At 43.1% G+C, this 17,995-nt stretch carries 29 protein-coding genes; all 29 read right to left on the reverse strand.

The window, feature by feature from the left end:
* Window positions 1–9: 9 nt before the first annotated feature.
* Window positions 10–756, reverse strand: a complete 747-nt coding sequence (gene map / locus E2R51_RS17830) for a type I methionyl aminopeptidase (protein WP_133378450.1) — start codon at window positions 754–756, stop codon at window positions 10–12.
* Window positions 756–1,406: an adenylate kinase gene (locus E2R51_RS17835; protein ID WP_133378451.1), complete on the reverse strand. Its 651-nt coding sequence runs from the start codon at window positions 1,404–1,406 to the stop codon at window positions 756–758. Before E2R51_RS17835 ends, map begins: the two co-directional genes overlap by 1 nt.
* A 62-nt stretch (window positions 1,407–1,468) precedes the next feature.
* Complete coding sequence (gene secY, locus E2R51_RS17840) at window positions 1,469–2,770, reverse strand: preprotein translocase subunit SecY (protein ID WP_133378452.1); 1,302 nt, start codon at window positions 2,768–2,770, stop codon at window positions 1,469–1,471.
* On the reverse strand, window positions 2,770–3,210 hold the full coding sequence (rplO, locus tag E2R51_RS17845) for a 50S ribosomal protein L15 (protein WP_133378453.1): 441 nt from the start codon (window positions 3,208–3,210) through the stop codon (window positions 2,770–2,772). Before rplO ends, secY begins: the two co-directional genes overlap by 1 nt.
* Before the next feature lie 30 nt (window positions 3,211–3,240).
* Window positions 3,241–3,423, reverse strand: coding sequence for a 50S ribosomal protein L30 (rpmD, locus tag E2R51_RS17850; protein WP_041054725.1), 183 nt, complete (start codon window positions 3,421–3,423; stop codon window positions 3,241–3,243).
* 13 nt (window positions 3,424–3,436) lie between these two features.
* Window positions 3,437–3,937, reverse strand: a complete 501-nt coding sequence (rpsE, locus tag E2R51_RS17855) for a 30S ribosomal protein S5 (protein ID WP_133378454.1) — start codon at window positions 3,935–3,937, stop codon at window positions 3,437–3,439.
* Window positions 3,938–3,960: 23 nt separating this feature from the next.
* Window positions 3,961–4,323 (reverse strand): 50S ribosomal protein L18, encoded by a 363-nt coding sequence (rplR, locus tag E2R51_RS17860; protein WP_133378455.1) that lies wholly within the window; start codon window positions 4,321–4,323, stop codon window positions 3,961–3,963.
* Between the two features lie 33 nt (window positions 4,324–4,356).
* Window positions 4,357–4,893 (reverse strand): 50S ribosomal protein L6, encoded by a 537-nt coding sequence (gene rplF / locus E2R51_RS17865; protein WP_133378456.1) that lies wholly within the window; start codon window positions 4,891–4,893, stop codon window positions 4,357–4,359.
* 31 nt (window positions 4,894–4,924) lie between these two features.
* Complete coding sequence (gene rpsH, locus E2R51_RS17870) at window positions 4,925–5,323, reverse strand: 30S ribosomal protein S8 (protein WP_133378457.1); 399 nt, start codon at window positions 5,321–5,323, stop codon at window positions 4,925–4,927.
* Window positions 5,324–5,353: 30 nt separating this feature from the next.
* A complete protein-coding gene (rpsN, locus tag E2R51_RS17875; protein WP_010285078.1) occupies window positions 5,354–5,539 on the reverse strand; it encodes a 30S ribosomal protein S14 in 186 nt (61 codons plus the stop codon).
* 24 nt (window positions 5,540–5,563) lie between these two features.
* Complete coding sequence (gene rplE / locus E2R51_RS17880; RefSeq protein WP_133378458.1) at window positions 5,564–6,103, reverse strand: 50S ribosomal protein L5; 540 nt, start codon at window positions 6,101–6,103, stop codon at window positions 5,564–5,566.
* A 26-nt stretch (window positions 6,104–6,129) separates the two neighbouring features.
* The gene (rplX, locus tag E2R51_RS17885) at window positions 6,130–6,441 is read right to left on the reverse strand and encodes a 50S ribosomal protein L24 (RefSeq protein WP_133378459.1); all 312 of its coding nucleotides are present in this window, start codon (window positions 6,439–6,441) and stop codon (window positions 6,130–6,132) included.
* Window positions 6,442–6,478: 37 nt separating this feature from the next.
* On the reverse strand, window positions 6,479–6,847 hold the full coding sequence (gene rplN / locus E2R51_RS17890; protein WP_041054699.1) for a 50S ribosomal protein L14: 369 nt from the start codon (window positions 6,845–6,847) through the stop codon (window positions 6,479–6,481).
* Window positions 6,848–6,889: 42 nt separating this feature from the next.
* A complete protein-coding gene (gene rpsQ, locus E2R51_RS17895; RefSeq protein WP_104059746.1) occupies window positions 6,890–7,153 on the reverse strand; it encodes a 30S ribosomal protein S17 in 264 nt (87 codons plus the stop codon).
* Between the two features lie 22 nt (window positions 7,154–7,175).
* Complete coding sequence (rpmC, locus tag E2R51_RS17900) at window positions 7,176–7,376, reverse strand: 50S ribosomal protein L29 (protein WP_104059745.1); 201 nt, start codon at window positions 7,374–7,376, stop codon at window positions 7,176–7,178.
* Complete coding sequence (gene rplP, locus E2R51_RS17905; protein ID WP_133378460.1) at window positions 7,366–7,800, reverse strand: 50S ribosomal protein L16; 435 nt, start codon at window positions 7,798–7,800, stop codon at window positions 7,366–7,368. Before rplP ends, rpmC begins: the two co-directional genes overlap by 11 nt.
* Window positions 7,801–7,802: 2 nt before the next feature.
* Window positions 7,803–8,465 carry a 30S ribosomal protein S3 gene (gene rpsC / locus E2R51_RS17910; protein WP_133378461.1) on the reverse strand — a complete coding sequence of 221 codons (663 nt, stop codon included), beginning with the start codon at window positions 8,463–8,465 and terminating at the stop codon, window positions 7,803–7,805.
* Between the two features lie 3 nt (window positions 8,466–8,468).
* Window positions 8,469–8,810 carry a 50S ribosomal protein L22 gene (gene rplV, locus E2R51_RS17915; protein ID WP_133378462.1) on the reverse strand — a complete coding sequence of 114 codons (342 nt, stop codon included), beginning with the start codon at window positions 8,808–8,810 and terminating at the stop codon, window positions 8,469–8,471.
* A gap of 19 nt (window positions 8,811–8,829) precedes the next feature.
* A complete protein-coding gene (gene rpsS / locus E2R51_RS17920) occupies window positions 8,830–9,108 on the reverse strand; it encodes a 30S ribosomal protein S19 (RefSeq protein WP_104059742.1) in 279 nt (92 codons plus the stop codon).
* 60 nt (window positions 9,109–9,168) lie between these two features.
* Entirely contained in the window at window positions 9,169–9,999 is an 831-nt protein-coding gene (gene rplB / locus E2R51_RS17925; RefSeq protein ID WP_133378463.1) for a 50S ribosomal protein L2, read from the reverse strand.
* 33 nt (window positions 10,000–10,032) lie between these two features.
* Window positions 10,033–10,317 carry a 50S ribosomal protein L23 gene (rplW, locus tag E2R51_RS17930; protein WP_133378464.1) on the reverse strand — a complete coding sequence of 95 codons (285 nt, stop codon included), beginning with the start codon at window positions 10,315–10,317 and terminating at the stop codon, window positions 10,033–10,035.
* A complete protein-coding gene (gene rplD / locus E2R51_RS17935) occupies window positions 10,317–10,940 on the reverse strand; it encodes a 50S ribosomal protein L4 (protein WP_133378465.1) in 624 nt (207 codons plus the stop codon). Before rplD ends, rplW begins: the two co-directional genes overlap by 1 nt.
* 29 nt (window positions 10,941–10,969) lie before the next feature.
* A complete protein-coding gene (gene rplC, locus E2R51_RS17940) occupies window positions 10,970–11,599 on the reverse strand; it encodes a 50S ribosomal protein L3 (RefSeq protein ID WP_133378466.1) in 630 nt (209 codons plus the stop codon).
* Window positions 11,600–11,642: 43 nt separating this feature from the next.
* A complete protein-coding gene (gene rpsJ, locus E2R51_RS17945) occupies window positions 11,643–11,951 on the reverse strand; it encodes a 30S ribosomal protein S10 (protein ID WP_104059792.1) in 309 nt (102 codons plus the stop codon).
* A gap of 1,182 nt (window positions 11,952–13,133) precedes the next feature.
* Window positions 13,134–14,324 carry an elongation factor Tu gene (gene tuf / locus E2R51_RS17950; protein WP_133378467.1) on the reverse strand — a complete coding sequence of 397 codons (1,191 nt, stop codon included), beginning with the start codon at window positions 14,322–14,324 and terminating at the stop codon, window positions 13,134–13,136.
* Between the two features lie 125 nt (window positions 14,325–14,449).
* Window positions 14,450–16,528 (reverse strand): elongation factor G, encoded by a 2,079-nt coding sequence (gene fusA / locus E2R51_RS17955; RefSeq protein WP_133378468.1) that lies wholly within the window; start codon window positions 16,526–16,528, stop codon window positions 14,450–14,452.
* 50 nt (window positions 16,529–16,578) lie between these two features.
* Window positions 16,579–17,049: a 30S ribosomal protein S7 gene (gene rpsG / locus E2R51_RS17960; protein ID WP_133378469.1), complete on the reverse strand. Its 471-nt coding sequence runs from the start codon at window positions 17,047–17,049 to the stop codon at window positions 16,579–16,581.
* Between the two features lie 40 nt (window positions 17,050–17,089).
* The gene (gene rpsL, locus E2R51_RS17965; protein WP_133378470.1) at window positions 17,090–17,509 is read right to left on the reverse strand and encodes a 30S ribosomal protein S12; all 420 of its coding nucleotides are present in this window, start codon (window positions 17,507–17,509) and stop codon (window positions 17,090–17,092) included.
* A gap of 102 nt (window positions 17,510–17,611) precedes the next feature.
* Window positions 17,612–17,860 carry a 50S ribosomal protein L7ae-like protein gene (locus tag E2R51_RS17970; protein ID WP_133378495.1) on the reverse strand — a complete coding sequence of 83 codons (249 nt, stop codon included), beginning with the start codon at window positions 17,858–17,860 and terminating at the stop codon, window positions 17,612–17,614.
* Window positions 17,861–17,995 lie beyond the last annotated feature (135 nt).

Raw genomic sequence — 17,995 nt, forward strand, 5'->3', positions numbered from 1 at the left:
CACCTTCATTTAGGCTTTTGTCAGGATTTCATAACCGCTCTCAGTGATGGCAATTGTATGTTCAAAATGAGCACACATCTTACCATCAACAGTTACTACTGTCCAGTTATCAGAAAGAGTTTTAACATAACGACTTCCTGCATTCACCATCGGTTCAATGGCTAGTACCATGCCGGGCTTTAGGCGTGGCCCCTTGTTGGGTGGACCATAATGAGGAATTTGTGGTGCCTCATGCAAGTCTTGCCCAACTCCGTGCCCTACATACTCACGTACAATTGACAACCCATTGTCCTCAACATACGTTTGTATAGCATGAGAAATGTTCGAAAGACGAACATCCGGTTTCGCTTCCTTCAGACCAAGGAAGAGGGATTCTTCCGTGACGTCCAGCAGCTTCTGTGCGCCGGCAGTTATACTGCCAACCGGATAGGTCCAAGCTGAATCTCCATGGTAGCCTTTAAATTTAGCACCGATATCGATGCTGATGATGTCTCCATCTTTTAAAGTCCGGTCACCCGGTATTCCATGGACTAACTCTTCATTAACCGAAGCGCAGATGCTTCCGCGAAAACCATTGTATCCTTTAAAGGACGGAACAGCGTCATGCTGCCGGATAAACCGATCAGCAATCTCATCCAGTTCCTTCGTCGTGATTCCAGGCGCAATATGCTTTTGCATCTCCTGATGGGTTAACGCAACAATCTTGCCTGCTTCGCGCATGATCTCGATCTCACGAGGAGTCTTGCAAATGATCATTAGCGAAGGCCCCCAAGCAAGTCATCGATATCAACGAATACTTTTTTAATATCCTGTTGACCATCAATGTCCTTTAACACACCCTGTTGACCATAGTAGTCAAGAAGCGGCTGTGTTTGTTTCATATTAACATCTAAACGTTTCTTAACAGTTTCCGGTTTGTCATCTTCACGCTGGTACAATTCCCCACCGTCCTTATCACAAATCCCTTCCACTGCAGGAGGATTGAAGATCGTATGATACGTAGCTCCACAGGTTCTGCATATCCAGCGCCCTGTAAGACGTTTCATCAATTCTTCCTGTTCCACCTTGATGTTTAGAACATAGTCTAATTTTTTGCCAAGATCAGTCAGTAACGAGTCAAGCGCATCCGCCTGAGCTACTGTTCTTGGGAAACCATCAAGCAAAAACCCATTTTGGCAATCATCCTTGCTTAACCGTTCACGTACAATCCCGATGGTTACTTCATCAGGCACCAGATTTCCCTGGTCCATAAACGATTTTGCTTCCAAGCCTAATTCCGTGCCGTCTTTAATCGCTGCGCGGAACATATCTCCGGTAGAGATATGCGGGATTTCATATTTCTCAATGATTTGTTCTGCCTGTGTGCCTTTACCGGCACCGGGTAGACCCATTAAAACAATATTCACAAGTAAGCCCCCTCAGTCTTGATGGGCTCCGGGGTAGCCGTAGGGCCCCCAAAACCATGTGATTATCTCATAAATCCTTTATAGTTACGTTTCACTAATTGTGCTTCCAACTGCTTCATTGTTTCCAGTGCGACCCCTACAATGATCAAAAGGCTTGTTCCGCCAATTTGAACTGACTGAGGAAGTCCTGCCAGGTTAATAAAGAAAATCGGTAGAATTGAAACAATTGCTAAGAAAATTGCTCCAACAAACGTTAAACGGTAAAGCACAGTTGTCAGGTAATCCTGAGTAGCTTTTCCTGGGCGAATACCCGGGATATAACCACCTTGTTTTTTAAGATTCTCAGCCATGTTTTCCGGATTGACTTGAATGAAGGCATAAAAATATGCAAATGCAATAATTAATGCCACATAAATCGTCATACCGATCGGCTGTGTATAGTCAAATACATTTTGAATCGTTGTTGTAACATTATTTGAACCAAAGAATGTTACTAATGTTTGCGGCGTTATCATAAAGGAAATCGCAAAGATAACCGGGATAACACCAGCAGCATTAACTTTCAAAGGCAGATGAGTCGATTGACCACCCGTTGCCGGAGCATTTTTTCCTCCAACACGTTTTGCATACTGAACTGGAATTTTCCGCAGCGCCTGCTGAACGAAGATTACTCCAACCGTAATTGCAATGACCGCCAGTAAAAGCAATACCAGGATAATGATATTCAAGAATAGCTGTTCACCAGCACCTTGAATTTGCTGAGCATAAATTTGATTAATCGCGTTAGGAATAGCTGCCACGATACCTGCAAAGATGATGATGGAAATACCATTTCCAACTCCTTTTGCCGTGATTTGCTCTCCTAACCACATTAAAAAGGCTGTACCCGCAGTCAGCACAATCGCGATCAATAGATACGTCCCTACAGAAGTATCCTGAATCAGTGATCCTCCGTACATACGGTTAAACCCATAAGACATTCCAATCGCCTGGATAAAACCAAGTACGATTGTGAAATATCTTGTGAACTGAGCCAGCTTACGACGGCCCACATCTCCCTGTTTTGCCCACTCTGTAAATTTCGGTACAACGTCCATTTGCAGGAGCTGAACAATAATGGATGCCGTGATGTACGGCATAATTCCCATTGCCAGTATAGAGAAGTTAATTAAGGCACCGCCGCCAAATGTATTCATGAAGCCAATCAGACCAGACATTTCATCTTGAGCCTTCAGCACTTCAGCGTCAACACCTGGAACGGGAATAAATGTTCCAATACGGAATACTACCAACATTAAAAGGGTGAAAATAATTTTATTTCTTATATCACCCACGCGCATAAAATTGGAGATTGTCCGAAACATTAAACCACCTCGGTTGTTCCGCCAGCAGCTTCGATCGCATCTTTAGCAGTGGAAGAGAATTTGTGAGCTTTAACAGTTAGTTTTTTCTCGATCTTCCCTTTTGCAAGAATCTTGATACCCGCTTTTTCATTACTTACAACACCTGACTCGATAAGAAGTTCTGGTGTTACTTCTGTACCTTCTTCGAAACGGTTCAAAGCATCAAGGTTCACGATTGCAAATTCCTTACGGTGGATGTTTGTGAATCCGCGTTTAGGAAGACGACGTGCAAGTGGATTTTGACCACCCTCGAAGCCAGGACGTACTCCGCCGCCTGAGCGAGCGTTTTGACCTTTATGACCTTTACCAGAAGTTTTACCGTTACCAGAACCGATACCGCGACCTACACGGTTGCGTTCTTTACGAGATCCTTCTGCAGGTTTTAACTCATGAAGTTTCATAGTGGCACCTCCTTGTTGATAGACATTATATTAAAGTTCTTTGACTGATACCAAATGAGAAACTTTGTTAATCATACCACGGATCGCAGCATTATCTTGTTGCTCAACCGTTTGGTTTGTTTTGCGCAAACCTAGTGCTTCAACTGTTTTGCGTTGATCTTTGTTACGGCCGATCAAGCTACGAGTGAGGGTAATTGCTAGTTTATTCGCCATCAAATTTCCCTCCTTATCCTAACAGTTCTTCCACTGTTTTGCCACGAAGCTTCGCGACATCTTCAGCACGCTTAAGTTGCAAAAGACCGTTAATAGTGGCACGAACCATGTTGATTGGTGTATTAGATCCTAGAGATTTTGACAGAATGTCAGCGACACCTGCAAGCTCAAGTACCGCACGAACCGGTCCACCAGCGATGATTCCTGTACCAGGAGATGCTGGTTTGATCAGGATAGAACCTGCTCCGAAGCGACCAGTTACCAGGTGAGGAGTAGTGCCTCCTACCATTGGTACTTCAACAAGATTTTTCTTTGCGTCTTCGATTGCTTTACGGATTGCGTCAGGAACCTCTTGGGCTTTACCTGTACCGAATCCTACGTGTCCGTTCTTATCGCCAACTACTACAAGAGCAGTAAAGCGGAAGCGGCGTCCACCTTTAACAACCTTAGCGACACGGTTAATCGTAACTACGCGTTCTTCAAGTTCGAGTTTGTTTGGATCAATGCGACGCATCTGGATTGTCCCTCCTTTTTCTATTAAAATTCAAGTCCATTTTCGCGTGCAGCTTCTGCTAGAGCTTTCACACGGCCGTGGTATAGATATCCTCCACGATCAAATACGACTGATTTCATACCTTTGTCTACTGCACGTTTAGCGATTAATTCGCCAACCTTAGCTGCAGCGTCAGCGTTACCGCCTGAGTTGATGTCAAGCTCCTTGTCAGATGAAGATGCACTAGCTAGAGTAGCGCCATTCACATCATCGATTAGTTGAGCATAGATGTGCTTGCTAGAACGGAAGATGTTTAAACGCGGACGTGATTCAGTTCCAGTAATTCTAGAACGTACACGTGCATGACGTTTTTTACGAACCGCATTCTTGTCAGCTTTTGTAATCAATCAAGGTCACTCCTTTCATGCGCCTAAGCGGCATTATTTACCTGTTTTACCTTCTTTACGACGAACTTGTTCGCCTTCATAACGAATCCCTTTGCCTTTATAAGGCTCTGGAGGACGTACAGCACGGATGTTAGCAGCAAGTGCACCTACGCGCTCTTTGCTCGCACCCTTGATGATGATTTTTGTATTTGAAGGAACTTCAACTTCGATTCCGTCTTCTGGAGTCATCTCAACTGGGTGAGAGTATCCAACGTTAAGGATAAGTTTGTTTCCTTGTTTTTGAGCACGATAACCGACCCCAACTAACTCAAGGCCGCGTTCGAATCCAGTCGATACACCTTGAATCATGTTGTTCAAAATCGCACGAGTTGTACCGTGGATTGTACGGTGTTCTTTAGAATCAGAAGGACGAACTACAGTAAGTGTTGTGCCTTCTTGTTCGAACTTCATTTCAGAATTGAAAGTGAAATTTAATTCACCTTTAGGTCCTTTAGTTGTAACGGTTGAACCGTTAATAGTAAGCGTTACATCAGAAGGTACCTCAATTGGTTTTTTACCTACGCGAGACATTCTGTTGCACCTCCATTCCTATTCAAAAATATTACCAAACGTATGCTAGAACTTCTCCGCCAACTTGTTTAGAGCGAGCTTCTTTGTCTGTAAACACACCGTTGGAAGTTGACACAAGTGCGATTCCTAAGCCATTCAATACACGTGGAACTTCGTCAGCTTTCGCATAAACACGAAGACCTGGTTTAGAGATACGCTTAAGGCCAGTGATAACACGTTCGTTGTTCGTACCGTATTTTAAGAAGATACGAATAATCCCTTGCTTGCTGTCCTCGATATACTCAACGTCACGGATAAAACCTTCACGTTTAAGAATTTCTGCAATTTCCTTTTTAATGTTGGAAGCAGGAACCTCAAGCTTCTCGTGACGAACTTGATTCGCATTACGAATGCGAGTCAACAAATCTGCGATTGGATCTGTCATTGTCATATTATTTTACCTCCTTCCCAAAATCGGGTATTACCAGCTGGCTTTCTTAACGCCAGGAATTTGACCCTTGTATGCTAGTTCACGGAAACAAATACGGCAAAGCTTAAATTTGCGTAGTACTGAGTGTGGTCGTCCGCAACGTTCGCAACGAGTGTACTCTTGTACTTTAAATTTTTGTGTGCGCTTTTGTTTCGCAATCATTGATTTTTTAGCCACGTTTACGCCTCCCTTTTATAGAGATTACTTTTGGAATGGCATTCCGAATTGTGTAAGCAACTCACGAGATTCTTCATCAGAATTCGCTGTTGTCACAATTACGATGTCCATGCCACGAATCTTGGATACTTTATCATAATCGATCTCTGGGAAGATTAGCTGCTCTTTAACACCAAGAGTGTAGTTTCCGCGACCATCGAATGACTTCTTAGAAATACCACGGAAGTCACGTACACGTGGAAGAGATACAGAGATAAGCTTGTCTAGGAATTCGTACATACGCTCGCCGCGAAGTGTTACTTTCGCTCCGATTGGCATGCCTTCACGTAGACGGAAGCCTGCGATTGATTTCTTAGCTTTTGTCACTAGTGGTTTTTGACCAGTGATTGTAGCTAGTTCCTCAACAGCTGTATCTAGAGATTTAGTGTTTTGAACTGCGTCGCCAACACCCATATTGATTACAATTTTATCGATTTTTGGTACCTGCATCACTGAAGTGTAGTCAAATTTGCTAACTAGAGCAGGTGTAATTTCGTTATTGAACTTTTCTTTTAGGCGGTTCATGCTCGAGTACCTCCCTTCTTCTTGAACTATTTATCTAGAGATTCACCTGATTTTTTTGCAATACGTACTTTTTTACCGTCCTCAACTTTGTAGCCAACGCGTGTTGGTTCATTTGTTTTTGGATCGATTAGCATCACGTTTGAAACGTGAATTGCTGCCTCCTGGTTGTTGATTCCACCTTGTGGATTCATTTGAGAAGGTTTAGAGTGCTTCTTGACGATGTTTACACCCTCAACAAGCACGCGGTCTTTCTTAGGGAAAGCAGCAAGAATCGTACCAGTCTTGCCTTTGTCCTTGCCCGAAATAACCATTACTTTATCGCCTTTTTTAACGTGCATCCTATCGCACCTCCTTGATACGGTGGTAATTGATCAATTAAAGAACTTCTGGTGCAAGAGAAACGATCTTCATGAAGCTGTTGTCACGAAGTTCACGAGCAACCGGTCCAAAGATACGTGTTCCACGTGGGCTTTTGTCATCTTTGATGATGACACAAGCGTTTTCGTCGAATTTGATGTAAGTACCATCAACGCGGCGTACTCCACTCTTTGTGCGAACAACTACTGCTCTCACAACCTCACCTTTTTTAACAACGCCTCCTGGTGTTGCTTGTTTCACTGTGCAGACAATTACATCACCAATGTTAGCAGTTTTGCGGCCAGAGCCACCAAGTACTTTAATGGTTAACACTTCACGTGCGCCAGAATTGTCAGCTACTTTTAAACGGGATTCTTGTTGAATCATGTAGGTTACCTCCCTTCGGAATTAACTTATCCGAACAATATATTAGATAATAACCGCTTTTTCTACGACTTCCAATAGACGGAAACGTTTAGTTGCTGAAAGCGGGCGAGTTTCCATTACACGAACGATGTCGCCAATCTTAGCTTCATTCTGTTCGTCGTGAGCTTTATACTTCTTAGAGTACTTTACTCGTTTGCCATAAAGTGAATGTTTCTTTTGTGTCTCAACCAAAACAGTGATCGTTTTGTCCATTTTATCAGATACGACACGGCCGGTGTAGACTTTACGCTGGTTGCGTTCACTCATGCTGCAAACCTCCTCTCAGTTATCAGTTGTTAGCGCCAATTTCTCTTTCACGAATCACGGTTTTCATGCGAGCAATGGCTTTGCGTACTTCACGAATACGAGCTGTGTTTTCCAGTTGCCCAGTTGCAAGTTGGAAACGCAGGTTGAAAAGCTCTTCCTTCAGTGATTTAACCTTTTGTTCGATTTCGGCAGTGGTCAGGTCACGAATTTCATTAGCTTTCATTTGATTCACCACCAATTTCTTCACGTTTTACAAACTTACACTTGATCGGAAGTTTGTGTGCTGCAAGACGAAGAGCTTCGCGTGCTACCTCTTCAGATACTCCAGCAATTTCAAACATAATCTTGCCCGGCTTTACAACCGCAACCCATCCCTCAGGAGCACCTTTACCAGAACCCATTCGGACTTCAAGAGGTTTTTTCGTGTAAGGCTTGTGTGGGAAAATTTTGATCCATACTTTACCGCCACGTTTCATGTAACGAGTCATAGCAATACGAGCAGATTCGATTTGACGGTTTGTGATCCAGCTAGCATCAACTGCTTGCAGGCCGTATTCACCGAAACTTACTTCAGTACCACCCTTCGCTTGACCGCGCATTTTTCCACGGTGTACACGACGATATTTAACGCGTTTAGGCAATAACATGATTAGTTTCCTCCTTCCTCGGACTTCTTCTTGTTCTTAGTAGGAAGAACTTCTCCACGATAAATCCATACTTTAACTCCGAGCTTGCCATACGTAGTATCCGCTTCAACGTGAGCGTAATCGATGTCAGCACGAAGAGTATGAAGTGGAACTGTACCTTCGCTGTAATGTTCAGCACGAGCGATATCTGCTCCGCCAAGACGACCAGAAACCTGAGTTTTGATCCCTTTAGCACCAGCACGCATTGTGCGTTGAATTGATTGTTTTTGTGCACGACGGAAAGACACTCGGTTTTCCAATTGACGTGCGATGTTTTCACCTACTAGTTTCGCATCAAGATCAGCTCTTTTGATTTCAACGATATTGATGTGAACTCGCTTGTTAGTGATTTTGTTAAGGTCTTTACGAAGTGCTTCCACTTCTGTTCCACCTTTACCAATCACCATACCAGGCTTAGCAGTGTGAATTGTAATGTTAACGCGGTTAGCCGCGCGCTCGATTTCAACCTTAGAAACAGAAGCTTCTTTAAGGCGTCCTTCGATATAATCACGGACTCTTAGGTCTTCGTGCAAAAGATCAGCATAGTCCTTACCTGCGAACCATTTTGAATCCCAGTCACGAATAATCCCTATTCTAAGTCCTATTGGATGTATTTTTTGACCCACGCGTTACCCCTCCTTTTTTTCAGATACCACGATTGTTACATGGCTTGTACGTTTGTTGATTGCACTTGCACGGCCCATCGCACGTGGACGGAAACGTTTAAGTGTTGGACCTTCATTAACATAGGCCTCTGTAATCACTAGATTATTGATGTCCATATCGTAATTATGCTCAGCGTTCGCTACAGCAGATTTCAATACCTTTTCAATTACTGGTGAAGCAGAACGTGGAGTGTGGTTAAGAATTGCAACCGCCTCGCCAATCTGCTTACCTCGGATCAAATCTACTACTAGGCGTACTTTACGAGGAGCAATACGAACTGTTCTCGCAACAGCTTTAGCTTGCATTAGGATAGCCTCCTCTCAATTAGCGTCTTGTTTTCTTGTCATCGTTGCCATGGCCTTTGTACGTACGGCTAGGTGCAAATTCACCAAGCTTGTGTCCTACCATGTCTTCTGTGACGTATACTGGAACATGTTTGCGTCCATCGTATACAGCGATCGTGTGACCGATGAATGCTGGGAAGATTGTTGAACGACGAGACCAAGTTTTAACAACCTGTTTCTTGTCTGCTTCATTAAGCTTCTCAACTTTAACCATTAAATGATCGTCCACAAAAGGTCCTTTTTTCAAGCTGCGACCCATATTGGAACCTCCCTTCGTGATTGTCCTACGGTTCGACTGTTGAACCGTAGCTCAATCCCGTTATTTTTTACGACGGCGTACGATAAATTTATCGGATTTGTTCGATTTCTTACGTGTTTTGTAACCAAGAGTTGGTTTACCCCATGGTGACATTGGTGACTTACGTCCGATTGGCGCTTTACCTTCACCACCACCGTGTGGGTGATCGTTCGGGTTCATTACAGATCCACGTACAGTTGGGCGTTTGCCTAACCAACGAGAACGTCCTGCTTTACCAATGTTGATAAGTTCGTGCTGTTCGTTACCAACCTGCCCTACAGTAGCACGGCAAGTAGCAAGGATCATACGAGTTTCACCAGAGTTAAGACGTACTAATACGTATTTACCCTCTTTACCTAGAACCTGTGCTGATGTACCAGCTGAACGTACCAGTTGACCACCTTTACCAGGCTTAAGCTCGATGTTGTGAATTACTGTACCAACTGGGATGTTGATAAGTGGTAGTGCATTACCAGTTTTGATGTCAGCTTCTGGACCAGCCATAACTTCCATACCCACTGTTAGTCCCTTAGGAGCTAGGATGTAACGCTTTTCTCCATCAGCATAGTTGATTAGTGCAATGTTTGCTGAACGGTTTGGATCATACTCGATTGTGGCAACGCGTCCTGGAATGCCATCTTTGTTACGTTTAAAATCGATGACACGGTATTGACGCTTGTGACCGCCACCTTGATGACGAACGGTTAACTTACCTTGGTTGTTACGACCACCTTTACGCTTAATAGGCGCAAGAAGTGATTTTTCTGGTGTGCTAGTTGTAATCTCAGCAAAATCAGAAGTTGTCATGCCGCGACGACCGTTGGAGGTAGGTTTGTACTTTTTAATCGCCATTCTGTTCCCTCCTCTTCTAAATATCAGTTATTATTAAGCTTCAAAAAATTCGATTTCTTTGCTTGCTGCAGTAAGAGTTACAATTGCTTTGCGACGCTTGTTAGTATAACCAGCATAACGACCCATGCGCTTGTATTTCCCTTTGTAGTTCATGATGTTAACTTTTGAAACGTCCACACCAAAAACTTCTTCAATAGCATGTTTTACTTGTGTTTTGTTGGCACGAGTGTCAACTTCAAACGTATATTTCTTCTCACCCATAAGGTCTGAAGAACGTTCAGTAATTACGGGGCGCTTAATGATATCACGAGCTTCCATTATACAAGCACCTCCTCTACTTTTTGAACTGCAGCTTTTGTCATGATTAACTTGTCGTGTCCAAGCACGTCAAGAACGCTGACTCCAGTAGCAGATACGATTGTTACTCCAGGAATATTACGACCAGCTAGAGAAACATTTTCATCAAGACCGTCAGTCACTACTAGGACTTTCTTGTCTACTGAAAGGTTTTTAAGAACTGATGCAAATTCCTTTGTTTTTGGCGATTCGAATGAAAGCGCCTCTAGTACTAGGAAATTCTCTTCAACCACTTTGGAAGAAAGAGCTGATTTAATTGCTAAGCGACGAACTTTTTTAGGAAGCTTGTAGCTGTAGCTGCGTGGTGTTGGTCCGAAGACAACTCCACCTCCACGCCATTGTGGTGAGCGGATAGAACCTTGACGGGCACGACCTGTACCTTTTTGGCGCCATGGCTTACGTCCACCGCCGCGTACTGCAGAACGATTTTTTACTTTGTGTGATCCTTGGCGAAGTGATGCACGTTGCATTACTACAGCCTCAAACATCACAGCGTTGTTTGGCTCGATACCGAAGATTGATTCGTTAAGCTCGAAATCTCCAGCTGTTGAACCATCTTGTTTGTAAAGAGATACTTTAGGCATTCCTGTTTCCTCCTTTCCGATAGCGTCTATTATTTAGCTTTTACCGCACTATTTACTTGAATTAATGTCTTGTTAGGGCCTGGAACGTTACCTTTAACAAGAAGCAAGTTACGTTCAACGTCAACTTTAACGATTGACAGGTTTTGAACTGTTACTCTTTCTCCACCCATACGTCCAGGTAATAGTTTACCTTTGAATACACGGTTTGGATCTACAGGACCCATTGAACCAGGACGACGGTGGTAACGAGAACCATGGGACATTGGTCCGCGGGATTGGTTATGGCGCTTGATCGCACCTTGGAAACCTTTACCCTTCGAAATTCCTGTCACATCTATTACATCGCCTTCTGCGAAAATATCAACCTTGACTTCTTGACCAATCTCATATCCTCCAAGTTCAACACCGCGTACTTCACGGACGAAGCGCTTAGGAGTAGTTCCTGCTTTAGCAACATGGCCGCCTTCTGGTTTGTTTGAAAGCTTAGCACGCTTATCATCAAAACCTAGTTGGATAGCCTCGTATCCGTCTGTTTCAACTGTCTTCATTTGAAGAACAACGTTTGGCGTTGCTTGGATTACAGTTACAGGGATCAAGTCACCATTTTCAGCAAAAACCTGAGTCATTCCAATCTTTCTACCTAAGATTCCTTTGGTCATTAGTCACACCTCCTAATTTGTTTTAGTAATTTATTTGTTGTTATTAAAGTTTGATTTCGATGTCAACGCCAGACGGTAAGTCAAGACGCATTAGAGCATCTACCGTTTGTGGTGTTGGGTTCACAATATCAACAAGACGTTTGTGTGTGCGCATTTCAAACTGCTCACGAGCATCCTTGTATTTGTGCACCGCACGTAGAATCGTGTAAATTGACTTTTCAGTTGGTAACGGAATTGGACCCGAAACACTAGCACCTGAACGTTTTGCAGTTTCAACGATTTTTTCTGCGGACTGATCAAGGATTCTGTGATCATACGCCTTCAAACGGATACGAATTTTTTGTTTTGCCATTATTTTCCCTCCTTTTTCGCCTATTTAGGAATAGACATTCTCCGCGAAAATTTCCCACACACCAGCCATGGCAAAGCGGCCGGGTGTGTCGGCAACCTCCCGCTTCATCGCAGTCAAAGACCAACATTAGATATTATACAGAATATAATAGGATCGCGCAAGTCTTTTTGCAAAATTACTTTCTAACACACTTTCTTTATTATACGAGGGATTGATTCAGGTTTCAAGTCATATAGAAATAGGCAGAAAATTCACAGGCCTTTTACGATTAAATACGCTCAATTTGCGGGGTGTTTGCAGGGTTTTGGGTTTGTTTCTTCTATAGTAGAGTTTTTGTTTATCCAAACCGGTTTAATTTGATTGGAGAATTTTCAACTGATATTAATCGATTACGTGGGGGGCAATATCGTAGCGCTAATGAAATTTATCGATCATCTCGACGCTTAAAGGGGGTTTATCTTTCAGCTTTTCAATATATCGATCATGTTTGGGGGTATATCGCACATCTTTGGCTCGAAATCGATCATAGGGGGATCGTTTCCAGCATACAGTGGTCAGATTATCATTCATTCAGATATTAATAATCATTTATCATACATATTTGCAGATATATCGATCAACTTTACCTTTATATCGATCACTTTGGAGGCTATATCGTACATCTATTTAATTTTATCGCTCATCACAACGTTTAAAGAGCGTTTATCTTGCAACTTTTGCATTATATCGATTATGTTTGGGAGGATATCGTACATCTTCGGCCAGATATCGATCATTGGCGATTCGTTTCCGGCATCCGGTGGTACCTGTTATCATACAATCAGATACTAATATTCATTTATCACACATATTTACAGATATATCGATCAGCTGCACACTTATATCGTTCACAGTGGAGGCAATATCTTACCTCTATTGAAATTTATCGCTCATCACGAGGCTTAAAGGAAGTTTATCTTGCAGCTTTTTTATTATATCGATGATGTTTGGAAGGATATCGCACATCTTCGCACCGATATCGATCAACACTGGCAACTATACACTCAAAAACCATAGAGAAGAACTGCCACTTTACTCCCCCACCTCTGTCATCAAGGAGCTCATCTGCAGCTCAAGTATTAAACATAAAAAAACCCTGCACCCAATTAAGGATGCAGGGGTTATTATAGTCATCAGCAGAAATTACTTCTGGATAGAAGCAACTACGCCAGCGCCTACTGTACGTCCACCTTCACGAATAGAGAACTTAGTTCCTTCTTCGATTGCGATAGGAGAGATTAGCTCAACAGTCATTTCGATGTTGTCGCCAGGCATAACCATTTCTACTCCTTCAGGAAGGTTACAAACGCCAGTTACGTCAGTTGTACGGAAGTAGAACTGTGGGCGGTAGTTAGTGAAGAATGGAGTGTGACGTCCACCTTCTTCTTTTGAAAGAACATAAACTTCAGCTTTGAAGTTTGTGTGTGGAGTGATTGTTCCTGGTTTAGCAAGAACTTGTCCACGGTTGATGTCATCACGTGATACACCACGAAGTAGTGCACCAATGTTGTCACCAGCTTCAGCATAGTCAAGAAGCTTACGGAACATTTCAACTCCTGTTACAGTTGTTGATTTTGGCTCTTCAGTAAGACCGATGATTTCAACTACGTCACCGACTTTAACTTGTCCACGCTCAACACGTCCAGTAGCAACTGTACCACGGCCAGTGATTGAGAATACATCCTCAACAGGCATCATGAATGGTTTTTCAGTGTCACGTTCTGGAGTTGGGATGTAGCTATCTACAGCTTCCATAAGCTCATAGATTTTTTCTTCCCATTCTGCATCGCCTTCAAGGGCTTTAAGAGCAGAACCTTTGATTACTGGAACATCGTCGCCAGGGAAGTCGTAGTCTGAAAGAAGATCACGAATTTCCATTTCAACTAGTTCAAGAAGCTCTTCATCGTCAACCATGTCGCATTTGTTCATGAATACAACAAGGTAAGGTACACCTACTTGACGAGAAAGAAGGATGTGCTCACGAGTTTGTGGCATTGGGCCGTCAGCAGCAGATACTACTAGGATTCCGCCATCCATTTGTGCAGCACCAGTGATCATGTTTTTAACATAGTCAGCGTGTCCTGGGCAGTCTACGTGTGCATAGTGACGAGTGTCAGTTTCGTACTCAACGTGTGCAGTTGAGATTGTGATTCCGCGCTCGCGCTCTTCTGGAGCACCATCAATTTGATCATATGCCATTGCAGTTCCACGACCATATTTCTTGTGAAGTACAGTTGTGATTGCAGCTGTTAAAGTTGTTTTACCATGGTCAACGTGTCCGATTGTACCGATATTAGCATGGGTTTTCGAACGGTCGAATTTTTCCTTAGCCATTTGGGAAATCCTCCTTTAGATAGTTAAAGATTATTTTTTATTGTTATGGGGTCAAGCGGTGCCAGGCACCACTTAAACACCATAGCTTACATAGTAGTTATACTTTATTGGAAGAGCTAAATCAATTATTCCCCTTTATTTTTCTTGATGATTTCTTCGGAGATTGATTTAGGTACTTCTTCATAGTGATCGAAGAACATTGAGAATGTTCCGCGTCCTTGTGTATTTGAGCGAAGTGATGTTGCATATCCGAACATCTCAGAAAGAGGAACGAACGCTTTAACGATCTGCGCGTTTCCGCGAGACGCCATACCTTCAACTCGGCCACGACGAGACGTAATGTCTCCCATAATGTCGCCCATGTACTCTTCAGGAATCATTACTTCAACACGCATAAGCGGCTCAAGCAGTACAGGGTTACATTTTGATACAGCATTTTTCAATGCCATAGAAGCAGCAATTTTAAACGCCATCTCAGAGGAGTCAACATCATGGTAAGAACCATCATATAGACGGGCTTTAATGTCGATTAGCGGGTAACCGGCAAGTACACCGTTGTCCAGTGAATCTTCAAGTCCAGCTTGAACAGCAGGAATGTATTCACGTGGAACAGTACCACCTACGATACCATTTTCGAATTCAAAGCCTTTACCCTCTTCGTTTGGAGAGAATTCGATTTTAACGTGTCCAAATTGTCCACGTCCACCAGATTGGCGTACGAATTTCCCTTCAACTTGTGCAGAGCCACGGAATGTCTCACGGTAAGATACCTGAGGAGCACCAACGTTAGCTTCTACTTTAAACTCACGGCGCATACGGTCAACCAGGATATCAAGGTGAAGCTCACCCATACCTGCGATGATCGTTTGACCTGTTTCAGTGTCAGTGTGCGCGTGGAAAGTTGGATCTTCTTCCTGAAGCTTTTGAAGAGCTTGACCCATTTTATCTTGGTCAGCTTTCGACTTAGGTTCGATCGCAACAGAGATAACTGGCTCAGGGAATTCCATAGATTCAAGAATAACAAGACTCTTTTCATCACATAGAGTATCACCTGTTGTTGTATCTTTAAGACCAACAGCAGCCGCGATATCACCTGCATATACTTCAGCAATTTCTTCACGGGAGTTAGCATGCATTTGCAGGATACGTCCTACGCGCTCACGCTTTCCTTTTGAAGCATTCTGAACGTATGATCCAGATTGTAAAACACCAGAGTAAACACGGAAGAACGTTAGTTTACCAACGTACGGATCTGTCATAACTTTAAATGCAAGAGCAGAGAAAGGAGCTTCGTCGCTTGGCGGACGAGTAATCTCTTCTTCTGAATCAGGAACATGTCCTTTGATAGACTCTACATCAAGTGGTGACGGAAGGTAGTCAATAACTGCGTCCAACAGAAGTTGAACTCCTTTGTTTTTGAAAGCAGAACCACAGATTACTGGGTAGAATTCAACGTTTACAGTTCCTTTACGGATTGCAGCTTTGATTTCTTCAGTAGTGAATTCTTCACCTTCAAGGTATTTCATCATTAGATCTTCATCAAGATCTGCTACCGCTTCAATTAGCTTTCCGCGATATTCTTCAGCTTGCTCTTTGTACTCTTCTGGAATTTCGCGCTGTTCAGTACGAGTTCCAAGATCGTCTTCATAGAAATAAGCAACATTTTCAACCAGGTCAATGATACCTTCGAACTCGTCTTCAGCACCGATTGGAAGTTGAATTGGATGAGCATTAGCTTGAAGACGGTCATGCAATGTTCCTACAGAGTATAAGAAGTCTGCACCGATTTTGTCCATTTTATTAACGAACACGATACGTGGTACTCCGTAAGTTGTTGCTTGACGCCATACAGTTTCAGTTTGTGGCTCAACGCCTGATTGGGCATCAAGTACACCTACTGCACCATCAAGTACACGAAGTGAACGTTCAACTTCAACAGTGAAGTCTACGTGTCCAGGTGTATCAATGATGTTAACGCGGTGGTCTTTCCATGAAGCTGTTGTAGCAGCAGATGTGATCGTGATTCCACGTTCTTGCTCCTGCTCCATCCAGTCCATTTGTGACGCACCTTCATGCGTTTCACCAATCTTATGGATACGACCAGTGTAGTAAAGGATACGCTCCGTTGCAGTCGTTTTACCAGCATCAATGTGAGCCATGATACCGATATTACGAGTGTTTTTTAAGGAGAACTCTCTAGGCATGGGTCTTTCTCCTTCCTAAAATGGTTATATGGTAGAAAATCGTTTTAATCTTACCAGCGGTAGTGAGCAAATGCTTTATTTGCTTCAGCCATTTTGTGTGTATCTTCACGTTTCTTAACTGCAGCTCCAGTGTTGTTTGCTGCATCAAGAATTTCGTTAGCAAGACGTTCTTGCATTGTCTTTTCTCCACGCTTACGAGCGTTGTCAACTAACCAGCGAAGACCAAGAGTTGTACGGCGTTCCGGGCGAACTTCAACCGGCACCTGGTAGTTTGCTCCACCAACACGGCGTGCACGAACTTCAAGAACTGGCATGATGTTTTTAAGACCTTGATCGAATACTTCAAGAGCGTCTTTACCGCTGCGTTCCTGGATTACATTGAACGCTGAATAAAGAATCTTTTGAGCTGTACCTCTCTTACCGTCAACCATGATTTTATTAATTAAACGAGTAACCAGCTTCGAATTATAAATCGGATCTGGCAACACGTCACGTTTTGCTACTGCACCTTTACGAGGCATGTATGTTCCTCCTTTCAAAAAATCTATTTATATAGCTATATTATTTCTTTTCCTTTGGTCTCTTAGTACCGTATAGAGAACGACCTTGACGGCGTCCGTCTACACCAGCAGTATCAAGAGCACCACGAACGATGTGGTAACGTACCCCTGGTAAATCTTTTACACGTCCACCACGGATAAGAACAACACTGTGTTCTTGCAAGTTGTGTCCGATACCTGGGATATAAGCAGTTACCTCGATTTGATTCGTTAAGCGCACACGAGCATATTTACGAAGAGCCGAGTTTGGTTTCTTCGGAGTCATCGTACCTACACGAGTACAAACACCACGTTTTTGTGGAGAAGATACGTTAGTCGCTTTTTTCTTAAAGCTATTGTATCCCTTGTTAAGTGCTGGTGAAGTTGACTTTGTGCCCTTTGATTGGCGCGGTTTACGCACTAATTGGTTAATAGTTGGCATGAGTTTTTTCCTCCCTTCAAAATTGTTGTAAGCCCACACATCCAGGTGGTTCATTTTTGGGTAAAAACAAAGCCTTTGTAGTATCGCACTACAAAAACATCTTTAAATTGCAATGGCTACCGCAGCAGCACCGACTTCGATTCCGCATGCTTTCCCCAGTTTCTTCATAGAGTCAACACGGGAAACAGACACGTTCATATCTTTAGCGGTGTGTATGATCTTGTCGATCACATGGACATCCGCATCATCAGCGATGATCACCTCTCGGATTGATCCTGCCTTGAGGGCCTTTACGACTTGTTTGGATCCTACAATGATGTGCTTAGCCTGTGATACTTTTTCATAAGACATCTTCATATCCTCCAAAGTAACAGGTTACGAATAGGAGCAACCTTGAATATATTATCATCTCACCTGGGTGATGTCAACAAACCTTTAAAAAGAAATTGGAAAATGCGATGCCAATATCAGGCATCGCATTTCCAC

Origin of the sequence: Jeotgalibacillus sp. S-D1 (assembly GCF_004358665.1) — a bacterium.
Taxonomy (GTDB): domain Bacteria; phylum Bacillota; class Bacilli; order Bacillales; family Jeotgalibacillaceae; genus Jeotgalibacillus.